Genomic DNA, 12,212 nt, shown 5'->3' on the forward strand with positions numbered 1-12,212 from the left:
TAAAATATTTTTCACAATCCTTTTACCTTGTTTATGACTAAAATAAAAGTTGGTGTAGTCGGTACCGGTTTTATTGGCCCTGCCCATATCGAAGCGCTAAGACGCCTTCCTAATGTTGAAGTAGCTGCTCTTTGTGAAGTAACTGCCGAGGCAGCAAAAGAAAAAGCGGATGCATTGGGAATCTCCCGGTCTTACACATTTGATGAATTGTTGAAGCAGGACGATATTCAGGCAATCCACATTTGTACACCTAACTTCCTTCACTACTCTCAATCAAAAGCGGCTTTGCTTGCTGGCAAACACGTAATTTGTGAAAAACCATTGGCAAAAGATCTAGCGGAGGCGGAAGAACTTGTGGAGCTTGCTGCGAAAACAGGTCTTGTTAACGCAGTCCACTTCAATCTGCGTTATTATCCATTGGCACGTCAGATGAAATCGATGCGTGAACGTGGAGAGCTTGGTGAAATTTATTCTTTCATCGGTTCTTACCTTCAGGACTGGTTGTTTTATGAGACAGATTATAACTGGCGTCTTGAACCGGACAAATCAGGTGATTCTCGTGCAATCGCTGATATCGGTTCCCATTTGATGGATATCCTGGAATATATTACAGGCTTGAAAACAGTAGAAGTTCTTGCAGATTTTAATACAATCCACAAGACACGTAAGAAGCCTTTAAAAGCGGTGGAAACCTATTCAGGAAAAATGCTTCAGCCGGAAGACTACGCCGATGTACCGATTACAACAGAAGATCACGCCAACGTTCTTCTTCGTTTTGACAACGGAAGCAAAGGTGTGATAACTGTTTCGCAGGTTTCTGCCGGACGTAAAAACCGTATGACTCTGGAAATTTCAGGCTCTAAGAAAACTTTCAACTGGACCTCCGAAGCTCCAAACGAAATGTGGATTGGTAACCGCGACAAGAGCAACGAAATATTAATGCGCGATCCATCACTTGTAAATGATGATGTTCGCTCGTTGATCACTTTCCCTGGCGGGCACAACGAAGGTTTCCCGGATACATCAAAACAAATGTTCAAGGAAGTTTACGCTGCTATCGCAGAAGGCAAACAACCGGAAAACCCAACCTTCCCTACCTTTGCAGACGGATACCGCGAGCTATTAATCTGCGAAAGAATCCTGGAAAGCAATAAGAAACAGGCTTGGGTGACTGTCTAATTTTGAGCGAGTGAATGATAGAATGAGTGAATAGGACTAGCTCATTCTATCATTCACTCATTCTACCATTCAACATTAACAAAGAACTATGAAAACTATAAAAGGACCAGGTATTTTTCTTGCCCAGTTTCTGGGTGACGAAGCTCCGTTTAATACGCTTGATGGTTTAACAACGTACATGGCCGATCTTGGCTACAAAGGCGTTCAGTTGCCGATTTGGGACCCAAGGATTATTGATGTAAAACTTGCCGCAGAATCTCAGACGTACGCGGATGAATTGAAAGGTAAGCTGAAAGATAAAGGTCTTGAAATTACTGAACTTGCTTCTCATATCATCGGACAGCTTGTAGCTTCTCATCCCGTTTATGATGAAATGTATGATGGATTTGCTATTCCGGAAGTACGTAAAAATCCAAAAGCAAGAGCGGAGTGGGCTGTTCAACAATTGAAATATACTGCCGTTGCGAGTAAGAATCTTGGCCTTACAGCCAGTGCAACATTCTCTGGGGCGTTAGCTTGGCCCTTCCTTTACCCTTGGCCTCAACGTCCGGCTGGTCTGGTTGAGACTGCGTTTAAAGAACTTGCTGCGCGCTGGAAACCGATTCTGGATGTTTACGACGAGAATGGCGTTGACGTTTGTTATGAACTTCACCCTGGCGAAGATCTGTTTGACGGTGCTACTTTCGAAATGTTCGTCGATTATCTTGACGGACATTCAAGAGCTAATATCAACTACGACCCAAGTCACTTCGTATTACAGCAACTTGATTATCTTCAATTCATCGATCTTTACCACGACCGCATCAAAGCGTTCCACGTAAAAGACGCAGAATTTAATCCAACAGGAAAACAAGGTGTATACAGTGGTTTCGCAGGATGGGCAGACCGCGCCGGCCGCTTCCGCTCATTAGGAGACGGACAGGTTGATTTCCCAAGTATTTTCTCGAAACTTTCTCAGTATGATTACGGAAGCTGGGCAGTTTTAGAGTGGGAATGCTGTATCAAATCACCGGAACAAGGCGCGGCAGAAGGCGCTCCATTTATTGCAAACCACATTATTGATGTTACAACTAAAGCATTCGATGATTTCGCCGGGACAGGTGCTGACGAAGCCTTTAACCGCAGAATTCTAGGGCTCTGAATAAATAATTGTCGTTATAACAAGTATAATAAAAACCTATCGTTCTTATGACTGATAGGTTTTTTTATACAATAACTTGTACCCTTTCGGGAAAACATAGTAATAAAAGTAAGATGACCAGTTTACAATCAAATTTCTGATCTAATACTGAAACCCAAACAACCAATAATGAAGTATCCTTCTTTTTCAAAAATTATGAAATACCTGAGCGCGCTTTGCCTGGCATGGTGCGTTTCAGTTGCCACCATTGCTCAAAAAGTTACGCCCGAAAAACGAATCCTGGTTTTTTCCAAAACGGCTGGTTTTCGACATGCGTCCATTCCGGCGGGGCAGACAGCCCTTATTAAACTGGGAAAAGAAAACGGTTTCAGTGTCGATACTACGGAAAATTCTTCCGTCTTTACCGAAAAAAATCTTAGAAAATACAGTGCTGTACTATTTCTGAATACAACCGGAAATATTCTCAATGACGATCAGCAGGAAGCCTTTGAACATTACATTCAGGCAGGCGGGGGGTATCTCGGAATTCACGCAGCGACAGATACAGAATACGACTGGCAATGGTACAACAAACTCGCCGGTGCTTATTTTGCAAGCCACCCGGGAAATCCGAATGTACAGGAAGGCGAAGCTTATGTAGTCAATAAAAATCATCCTTCTATGGAAGGTTTTCCGGATCGCTGGAAAATCAAGGACGAATTTTATGATTTCAAAACCTTCAATCCCCAGGTTACCGTTCTTGTAAACATTGACGAGAAGTCATATAAAGATGGTAAAATGGGTGACAAACACCCGATGTCATGGTTCCATGAATATGATGGGGGAAAAGCATTTTATACCAATTTCGGTCACGAAGACGCGACTTTTGTAAATCCTGTATTTTTAAAACACCTGACAGGAGGCTTAAATTATGTCATGGCTACTTCCCTTGACTATTCGAAAGCACGTCCTGAGGAAAACCGTTTTACGAAAAAAGTGTTGGTTAGCAAACTGGATGAACCTACGGAATTAGTTGTTCTGGATGATCAGCGTGTGTTGGTTGCGGAAAGAAAAGGAAAGCTAAAGCTTTACAATCCTAAAACTGGAAAGATGAAAATTGCCGCTGAAATTCCAGTTTATATCAAACAGGAATACGGCCTGATGGGTTTGAATATTGACCCGAATTTCAAGACCAATAAATTAGTTTATCTATATTATTCTCCACCTTCAAGTGAAGCAGATACCGCACAACATTTGTCTCGTTTCAAGTATGACGACATTAAGGACACGTTACTTTTGTCGACCGAAGAAAATTTGTTACGGGTACCTGTAAAGAGGACAGATTGCTGTCACACCGGAGGTTCAATCGCCTGGGATGCAAAAGGCAATCTTTATTTATCGACAGGCGACGACGTGAATCCTTTCCAGTCTGACGGATACGGCCCTATTGATGGGCGGCCGGGGCGTGAAGGCTGGGATGGTCGTCATTCTTCTTCCAATACCAATTCTTTGAGAGGAAAAATTCTCCGTATCAAACCTCGGTATGGCGATCGTCGTGCGAATATGCCAGGCGGAACAAATCTTTATGACATACCAGAAGGAAATCTTTTCCCGGTTGGAACAGAAAACGATGACGACCGTCGAACCCGACCTGAAATTTATGTGATGGGAACGCGGAATCCTTATCGTATTTCAGTCGATCAGCACACGGGCTATGTATACTGGGGTGATGTTGGACCAGATGCTTCAAACGATAATCCGAAACGCGGACCTCGCGGATATGATGAAGTAAACCAGGCAAGAAAAGCAGGTTATTTTGGTTATCCTCTATTTATAGCAGATAACAAGCCATACATCGAGTTCAATTTTGCAGACAGCACTTCCGGCAAACCTTTCGATCCTGCGGCGCCAATTAATGATTCTCCGCATAATACTGGTATCAAAAAGTTACCTCCGGCACAACCCGCTTTTATTTATTATCCATATGCAGACTCACCTGACTTCGGCCCTATCGTAGGAAAAGGTGGACGTAATGCCATGGCAGGGCCAGTTTTTTATTCCAACGACTACCAGGACAGCAAAAGTAAATTCCCGAACTACTACAATGGAAAGTTCTTTGCATACGACTGGATCCGTGATTACATTAACGTAGTGACCATGGACAAAGAAGGTAACCTGGTAAATATTGAGCGTTTTATGCCAAAGGGGAAATTCAGTCACCCGATTGATATGCAGTTTGCAAATGATGGTTCATTATATACACTGGAATATGGTCCTAACTGGTTTGCGCAAAACGATGAAGCAAGTCTATCACATATTACCTACAACGCTGGAAATCGCGTTCCGGTAGCGGCTGCAAAAGCAACAAACACTACCGGTGCAGTTCCGTTAAAAGTTGCATTTTCATCAAAAGGATCTATCGACTACGATGGAGATCCGATCAAATATGAATGGTCATTTGGCAAAGGATTAGGAAAAAGCACATTAGCAAATCCTACCTTCACCTACACAAAAGCCGGTGAGTACACTGCACTATTAAAAGTTACAGACAGCGCGGGAAACAGCAACACTTCGGAAGTAACGATAAAAGCTGGTAATGCCATTCCTCAGGTTGATGTGGCGATCAAGGGAAATAAAACCTTTTACTGGAATGACAAGCCAGTTAATTATGAAGTTGCCGTTATGGACAAAGAAGACGGAAGTCTGGTGAAAAAGTCAATTCCCGAAGAAGAAGTAACGCTGACAATCAATTATCTGGAAGGTTACGACAAAACTGTTCTTGCGCAGGGACATCAGGCAAATACTGGATTTGATACCGGAAGACGTCTGATTGAACTAAGCGATTGCAAAGCCTGCCATTCGGTTGACAAAAAATCCATAGGTCCTGCTTATATCGAGGTTGCCAGAAGGTATGAAAAAGAAAGAAATTCTTTGAAGACGCTGACCGACAAAGTCATCAAAGGTGGTGGTGGAGTCTGGGGTGAGCAGGCGATGGCAGCCCATCCGCAGCATAAGCCAGAAGAAGTTGAGGAAATGGTTAAATACATTTTGTCGCTCTCCAAAAAACAGGTTGTCGAGAAAAAACCTTTGAAAAGTTCTTATGTGACAGAAGCTAAGAAAAAGGATGGCTCGTATATCTTCACAGCCACTTATACGGACAAAGGAAATGGTACCATGGGACCGTTGACAGGATCGAAAACAGTGGCATTGCGTCCTGCAAAAATTCAGGCTAATACATTAGATGAAGGTAAGGGCTTTGTAAAATTCAAAACACCTGCCGGTCCGGAAGTAGTTTTAGGATCTGCAAACGGCAGTTTTATTACATTTGACGATATCGATTTGTCTGGAATTTCTGCTTTGTCAGTAGCTGTAATTAGTACTGAACAAACGGCGGGCGGAACTTTGGAAGCACGACTAGACTCTCCTTCGGGATTGAAGATCGGAGAAGCAAAGGTTGAAACTTCCGGTACACTTAATCTGACAACTACGGCTCCGGCAGATAACAAGAAACACAAAGTTGTTTTTGTATATAAAAACCCACAAGCAAACGGAAAGCCGCTTTTTGCCATTGATTCAATTGAATTTAAGGAAAGCGCAATGTAGTTTTTAAGATTTCAGTAAAAAATCCCTGTCAGCGAAACTGACAGGGATTTTTTTATCACTACACATGCTTGTCGACAGATATGATAGGAGATAATATAGTCTCTTATGCTTTCAAATCTAAATTTCTTAGATCAGAAACTCTTCCTTCGCGAATCCTTCAATTCCCAGACCAAACAATGCGAAATCGTATAAAACCGGGTCGCCCGGATTTAACATCCTTAGAGAAGCCGTGAGTTCAGTAGCCGTTCGCCAATCGGTTACCGGTCTTTGAATCAATCCTAATTTTCTGGCGATCCTGTCCACATGAACATCACAGGGACAAACTAATTGCGAAGATTTTATTGTATCCCAAATACCAAAATCAACACCCTTGTTATCTTTTCTCACCATCCATCTCAAAAACATATTTAACCGCTTGCACGACGATTTCCTGACTGGCGTTGCGATATGCTTTCTTGTCCTTGCTGGGAAATTTTCGGAATCGCTGAAAAGGTCATAAAAACCAATCAATCCATTTTCAATCGTGATATCAGATTCTGACATGTGACTGCTAAAAGCATATTCCAGCGAGTCATGTTGTTTGTAAAAATTTTGAAAAAAATGTAGAAAATACAACGTATCCGTTGCATTGAATGTACGATGTTTAAAGCTAAGAAATTTTTCAAGATCGCTGTCCTGATGATTTTTTACAAAGTCATAAGGAGCGTTATCCATCAACTGGGATAATTCGAGGCATTTGCTGATAATCGTCTTCCGCTGCCCCCAGGCCAGCACAGCCGCCCAGAAACCCATAATTTCTATATCTTGTTTTTTTGAAAAACGGTGCGGTATACTTATTGGATCGTGTGAAATAAAACCCGGCTGATTATATTCCTCCGCTTTTAATTCCAGTAAATCGGCAATGGATTGTGATATAGGCGTTAACTCAACTTCAATGTTCAGCATGACTTTTTCCTAACACGTAAGCCAAAGCTTTCGAAATCCCGGAAAAGAACATAACGATACAAGAAAAAACAAATGTAAAAACCGCAATGAACGGATACATAAGCGTAAATAATACGCTCCAAAGTTTATATCCGGTTGTTTTTTTCAACGCTGCTCTTTCCTCTTCTCTTTTTGATCTGAACTCGGGTGAATGCTTCATTACGTGTATTTTTCAGAATTTTAATTTGTGATGAGAGATGTGTGATTATTAAACCAATCCTATCCCATTTAAATTTCCTTTCTTTTTAATTACTTTCCAGATAACTAATTACTGCTCTGAAACGCTTGCTGTTCGGTGAAACTTTTTCGAAAGCGCGTGAAGATAATTTTATAATGATATCATCATTGACGCTGGTTTCCGGAATTCTGCCGATGACGCGTACTATAATTTTTTCCTGATTGTATTCATTCAAAACTTCCACCAAAGCACCAATTGGAGCGTTGCGGTGCAATGCGAGAAACTTGCTGGTACTTTCGTCTGTTTCAATCACCTCTGCCAAACCCGATTCAGATTTACGCTTACCCGTCACAACCTTTGGAGGTGCCACTTCTTCAACCGGCTTCATAACCTTTTCAGGAACAGCCGCTTTCGCACGAACTGAATCTTTCACAACATTAGTCACTACTTTTTTTGGCTCCGCGACTACCACAGGTTTTGCTTTTTCAGCACCTTTTTCGCTGACTATCAATTCCTGCCCTTCTGTTAAATTGTCGTCTTTAAGATTATTCCATTTACGGATATCAGCCATCAATACACCATATTTTACAGCGACACGGTAAAGAGTTTGTCCAGCCTCAACTTTGTGGATTCCATTGGGAGCTACGGAAATTTTGGTATCCGCAGTCGGCGTAGTTGTTGTCGCCGGAGGTGGTGGCAATGGCTTTGAATCCTTCACGACAGATTTCGCCTCCTCTTTTTTCGGTTCCTCCTTTTTAGCTTCTTTCTTGCTCACACGTGGCGAATAAGGCACACGCAACGTTTGCCCCGATTGAACTGCGTCACTGATCCCCGGATTTGCGTCACGAAGTGCCTGAATGGTTGTACCATACTGTCTTACGACAGCAAACATTGTCTGACCTTGATTGACCTTATGTAAAACAAAAATCTTACCTCCCACTTTTTCAAACCCTATTGAATCCACTGCACTAACACCATTCGCACGGGCATTCACCGCTCCTGTTAAAAAACCTGCCAAAATGGCTAGGTATACTATGTATTTCATTCAGTCAGAAAATGTTAAACTCGAAAATTCATTATTATTTTTAAGATATACCAAAACACCATTTTTCAGCAACATGGTCGACTGGCCTACACCATCACGCCCCTCAGAAAGTTGCTCATGAAATACGATGTCCTTTTTATCTGTCACGATAAGAAGATATTGTGCTATCTTTTCCTGCTCGTAAATATAATAAGAAAACATCATATAGGGTCTTTCATCCAAATAATCGATACAAATGGGTTTGGAAATACCCACAGTTTCCGATAAAAAAGACATCAGCCTGTCGAAATAAATATTCTTTTCCTTGTAACGAACAGGTTGTTTTAAAATTATTTCAGATGAAACTTGTTTCATCTCATCCGAAGGTTGCGATAAACGAGCTGTGTCAGCATCACAAATCGCGTACTGAAACTTATCCCCTCGCTGTGTCGCGACCTCAACCTCCTGTCCCTCTAACGTCCGCACTAATACGTAGTTAGGCAGCGCCCATAACAAATTTCCATCCTTCGAAGAAACAGCTAACAGATCGGTTGGCTGCGGTATATCCGGAAACCGGTAGTTGTGCAAAAACAGTTGCTGGTTTGAAATTGCTGTAAGCGAAGTCCACCAATCTGCGCCTTCTGGCGTAACTTGCCAGCGTAATTTGGGAATTGACAAGTCTATTATCGCAAATGACACTTTCTTTTCCGAACTTTCCCGCAATTCGATAGCCCATTCGTTGATATCCGGATCAGGGTGAGGAAGTATCCGCCAGATATTTTGTGAAAACGTATGTGAAAAAACTTTTTGCAAATTTTTAGCTTTATTTTGAAACAAAATTTGAAATAATATCATTCAAACTATAAACACGTGCAAATACTAGGTATAATACCAGCGCGCTATGCATCAACCCGTTTTCCTGCCAAAGCGTTGGTCGACATCGGGGGCAAATCAATGATTCAGCGTGTATATGAACAATCTTCCAAAGCTACACAACTCAATCAGGTTATCGTAGCAACTGACGACGAAAGAATTTATGATCACGTCGAAAGTTTTGGAGGGAAAGCTATTATGACATCTTCGGTGCATCAAAGCGGGACAGACAGATGTTATGAGGCTTTGACAAAAACGGAAGGGAAATTTGACTATGTTATTAATATTCAGGGCGATGAACCTTTTATCAGTCCGGAACCTATAAATAACCTGGCAGAAGAACTTGACGGTTCAATCGAACTGGCGACACTCGTAAAGATTATCGACTCAGAAGATATTCTTTTCAATGTCAATGTTCCCAAAGCTGTGTTGAATAAGCGACGGGAAGTTTTATATTTCAGCAGGCAGACGATCCCCTATTTACGTGGCGTCGAAACGGGAAACTGGCTTGAGAAACACACCTATTACAAACATATTGGTATCTATGCTTATCGCGTAGATGTACTCGCAGAAATAACAAAACTGGAAGTTTCCTCGCTTGAAAAAGCAGAAGCGCTGGAGCAGCTCCGGTGGCTTGAAAACGGATATTCCATTAAGGCGGTAGTTACCTCCGACGATTCGCATGGTGTGGATACACCCGACGATCTTGAACGCGTGACACGCAGATTTTTGTCCTGATTCAGGCCGACAGAAAATAGCAAATTCTTAAATACAAGGTTCAATGAGAATTGCCTTTTTAGTCTTAATTTATGTTAAAAGCCTGTTTTTTTGATACCAGATCATACTTTGGCACGTTAATTTTCTTTGTTTTAACCATTACTAATTGAAAAACTAACCTATGCAATATAACATCCTTTGGGCTGATGATGAAATAGATCTTCTTAAACCACATATCATGTTTTTGACCAATAAGGGGTATAATGTTACACCTGTTAACAGTGGAGCAGATGCCCTTGACCGCATTGAAAATGACCGGTTTGATATTGTTTTCTTAGATGAAATGATGCCGGGTATGACCGGTCTCGAAACCCTCGCACAAATAAAACAAATGCAGCCAATGCTTCCGGTTGTGATGATCACCAAAAGTGAGGAAGAGCATATCATGGAAGATGCCATCGGTTCTAAAATCGATGATTATCTGATCAAGCCACTGAATCCAAACCAAATTTTACTTTCGGTAAAAAAAATCCTGGATAACAAACGGCTAGTTACTGAAAAAACAACGTTAAGCTATCAGCAGGAGTTCAGAAATCTTGCGATGCAATATCAGGATCGAATCGGACATGAGGAGTGGGCTGATATATATAAAAAACTTATTTATTGGGAGTTAGAGCTTGAAAATTCTGACGACCAGGGTATGTCAGAAGTGTTCAGTATGCAGAAAAGTGATGCAAATGCTAACTTTTGCAAATTTATAGAACAGGAATATGAAGGCTGGCTTAACGATCCAAAAGCGGATCGCCCGATTCTGTCACATCAATTGATGAAACAGAAAGTATTCCCTTATCTGAAACAATCAACTGAGCCTGTTTTCTTTTTACTGATAGATAATTTCCGTTATGACCAGTGGAAAGTTATTCAGCCGATCATCCAGGAATATTTCAATGTAGAAGAAGAAACTTCTTATTATTCAATTTTGCCAACTACTACGGGATATGCACGTAACGCTATTTTCTCTGGTATGATGCCAAGTGAGATGGAGCGTAAGCATCCGCAATGGTGGGTCAGCGATGAAAACACGCCGGATGGAGAGGAAGGTTTAAATAACCATGAGTTTGATTTTCTTCAAAAGCAACTGGAGACAAATCACTTGAATATCAAATCTTCATATAACAAGATCCTGAATACAAATCAGGGAAAATCGTTGATTGATAATTTTAACAACTTGTTGAATAATCAGCTGAATGTAATAGTTTACAATTTCGTCGATATGCTTTCTCACGCGCGCACGGATGTTCAGATGATCAAGGAATTGGCACCTGACGAATCAGCATACCGCTCGATCACCAAATCCTGGTTAATGCACTCTCCTCTTTTAGATTTTATCAGAAAAGTGGCTGAGAAAAAATGCAGGTTAATCTTAACTACTGACCATGGAATGATCAGGGTTCAGAAACCTGTTAAAATTATCGGATATCGTGAAACAAATACGAACTTACGTTACAAACACGGGAAAAATCTGGGATTTGACGATAACCACCTGATGGTATGCCGTAAACCGGAACGTATTTTCCTGCCAAAACCACACGTTTCGACTTCTTATGTATTTACCAAAGAGGATTACTTCTTTGCTTACCCAAATAATTACAATCAATATGTGAACTTATATCGTGATACTTTTCAGCACGGAGGAGTTTCATTAGAAGAAGTTATTATCCCGTTCATTGATCTGACGGCGAAATAGTTTTTAGAATTGTCCTATAAAAAAACAGGTTGGAGAATTATTCTTCAACCTGTTTTTTTATATTGTTTCAATATTGTTCTTATCCTTCTGAAACCGTTCCGTTTTCACACTTGATCGTACGGGCTGGGAATTTTTTAAGGAATTCATAATTGTGAGTTGCCATTAAAATTGCTGTCCCTGCATTATTAATAGTTCTGAAAACCTGCATGATCTGGTCTCCCACTTCCGGGTCAAGATTTCCCGTAGGCTCATCTGCAATCAGAATTCTCGGCTCATTTAGCATAGCGCGGGCAATTACTACACGCTGCTGCTCACCGCCGGAAAGCTGATGCGGCATTCTTTTTTGAGAAGTTCCCAGTCCAACCTGCATCAATACTTCAGCAATCCGTTTGGATATTTTTGATTGCTGATCCCAGCCTGTCGCTCTTAAAACAAAAGACAAATTATCTTCTACCGAACGATCTGACAATAACTGAAAATCCTGAAAAACGATTCCGATCCTGCGGCGTAAAAAAGGGATATCGGCCCTTTTTATATTATGCAGTTCATAACCTACCACTTTTGCAGATCCTGTATGCAGCCACAGATCTCCGTAAAGCGTTTTCATCAGAGAACTTTTTCCACTGCCGGTACGGCCGATCAGGTAAACAAACTCACCATTTTTTATCTCAAAATGGACATCATTTAAAACAGGCCGGTCACCCTGATAGATATCTGCCCGTTCCAATCTTACAATAGGCTCTGTTGATTCAGTCATAAATGAAATAATCAGATTTTGAGAAAAGAG

At 41.3% G+C, this 12,212-nt stretch carries 10 protein-coding genes; 5 read left to right on the plus strand and 5 right to left on the minus strand.

Annotation, left to right across the window (positions count from 1 at the left end):
- Positions 1 to 33: 33 nt before the first annotated feature.
- The 3 genes from BMY70_RS10380 to BMY70_RS10390 all read left to right on the plus strand — a co-directional run bounded on the left by BMY70_RS10380 (position 34) and on the right by BMY70_RS10390 (position 5,902).
- Positions 34 to 1,179 carry a Gfo/Idh/MocA family protein gene (locus tag BMY70_RS10380; protein ID WP_090335109.1) on the plus strand — a complete coding sequence of 382 codons (1,146 nt, stop codon included), beginning with the start codon at positions 34 to 36 and terminating at the stop codon, positions 1,177 to 1,179.
- Positions 1,180 to 1,267: 88 nt separating this feature from the next.
- Complete coding sequence (locus BMY70_RS10385; RefSeq protein ID WP_090335110.1) at positions 1,268 to 2,320, plus strand: sugar phosphate isomerase/epimerase family protein; 1,053 nt, start codon at positions 1,268 to 1,270, stop codon at positions 2,318 to 2,320.
- A 168-nt stretch (positions 2,321 to 2,488) separates the two neighbouring features.
- Positions 2,489 to 5,902 carry a ThuA domain-containing protein gene (locus BMY70_RS10390; RefSeq protein ID WP_090335111.1) on the plus strand — a complete coding sequence of 1,138 codons (3,414 nt, stop codon included), beginning with the start codon at positions 2,489 to 2,491 and terminating at the stop codon, positions 5,900 to 5,902.
- Between the two features lie 126 nt (positions 5,903 to 6,028).
- Here the strand turns inward: BMY70_RS10390 and BMY70_RS10395 are convergent, their stop codons facing one another.
- From BMY70_RS10395 to BMY70_RS10410, 4 genes are all read right to left on the minus strand, one after another.
- Positions 6,029 to 6,847 (minus strand): TIGR02757 family protein, encoded by an 819-nt coding sequence (locus BMY70_RS10395; protein WP_090335112.1) that lies wholly within the window; start codon positions 6,845 to 6,847, stop codon positions 6,029 to 6,031.
- Positions 6,834 to 7,046, minus strand: a complete 213-nt coding sequence (locus BMY70_RS10400) for a hypothetical protein (RefSeq protein WP_090335113.1) — start codon at positions 7,044 to 7,046, stop codon at positions 6,834 to 6,836. The genes BMY70_RS10395 and BMY70_RS10400 overlap by 14 nt, the downstream gene beginning before the upstream one ends.
- Before the next feature lie 85 nt (positions 7,047 to 7,131).
- Complete coding sequence (locus BMY70_RS10405) at positions 7,132 to 8,109, minus strand: septal ring lytic transglycosylase RlpA family protein (protein ID WP_090335114.1); 978 nt, start codon at positions 8,107 to 8,109, stop codon at positions 7,132 to 7,134.
- The gene (locus BMY70_RS10410) at positions 8,110 to 8,901 is read right to left on the minus strand and encodes a DUF4905 domain-containing protein (protein WP_177196997.1); all 792 of its coding nucleotides are present in this window, start codon (positions 8,899 to 8,901) and stop codon (positions 8,110 to 8,112) included.
- Positions 8,902 to 8,958: 57 nt separating this feature from the next.
- On the opposite strand from BMY70_RS10410, the gene kdsB reads away from it, so the two are divergent.
- Both kdsB and porX read left to right on the plus strand, forming a co-directional pair.
- Positions 8,959 to 9,699 (plus strand): 3-deoxy-manno-octulosonate cytidylyltransferase, encoded by a 741-nt coding sequence (kdsB, locus tag BMY70_RS10415; protein WP_090335116.1) that lies wholly within the window; start codon positions 8,959 to 8,961, stop codon positions 9,697 to 9,699.
- A 160-nt stretch (positions 9,700 to 9,859) separates the two neighbouring features.
- Positions 9,860 to 11,425: a T9SS response regulator signal transducer PorX gene (gene porX / locus BMY70_RS10420; RefSeq protein WP_090335117.1), complete on the plus strand. Its 1,566-nt coding sequence runs from the start codon at positions 9,860 to 9,862 to the stop codon at positions 11,423 to 11,425.
- A 79-nt stretch (positions 11,426 to 11,504) separates the two neighbouring features.
- On the opposite strand, the gene BMY70_RS10425 is transcribed toward porX, so the two are convergent.
- Entirely contained in the window at positions 11,505 to 12,182 is a 678-nt protein-coding gene (locus BMY70_RS10425) for a cell division ATP-binding protein FtsE (RefSeq protein ID WP_090335118.1), read from the minus strand.
- Positions 12,183 to 12,212 lie beyond the last annotated feature (30 nt).

Source organism: Dyadobacter koreensis, assembly GCF_900108855.1.
Lineage (GTDB): Bacteria > Bacteroidota > Bacteroidia > Cytophagales > Spirosomataceae > Dyadobacter > Dyadobacter koreensis.

Bases quoted from the DNA above. Each gene is read 5' to 3' on its own strand.
- BMY70_RS10380 (WP_090335109.1), top strand. From the start codon at position 34: ATGACTAAAATAAAAGTTGGTGTAGTCGGTACCGGTTTTATTGGCCCT.
- BMY70_RS10385 (WP_090335110.1), top strand. From the start codon at position 1,268: ATGAAAACTATAAAAGGACCAGGTATTTTTCTTGCCCAGTTTCTGGGT.
- BMY70_RS10390 (WP_090335111.1), top strand. From the start codon at position 2,489: ATGAAGTATCCTTCTTTTTCAAAAATTATGAAATACCTGAGCGCGCTT.
- BMY70_RS10395 (WP_090335112.1), bottom strand. From the start codon at position 6,847: ATGCTGAACATTGAAGTTGAGTTAACGCCTATATCACAATCCATTGCC.
- BMY70_RS10400 (WP_090335113.1), bottom strand. From the start codon at position 7,046: ATGAAGCATTCACCCGAGTTCAGATCAAAAAGAGAAGAGGAAAGAGCA.
- BMY70_RS10405 (WP_090335114.1), bottom strand. From the start codon at position 8,109: ATGAAATACATAGTATACCTAGCCATTTTGGCAGGTTTTTTAACAGGA.
- porX (WP_090335117.1), top strand. From the start codon at position 9,860: ATGCAATATAACATCCTTTGGGCTGATGATGAAATAGATCTTCTTAAA.
- BMY70_RS10425 (WP_090335118.1), bottom strand. From the start codon at position 12,182: ATGACTGAATCAACAGAGCCTATTGTAAGATTGGAACGGGCAGATATC.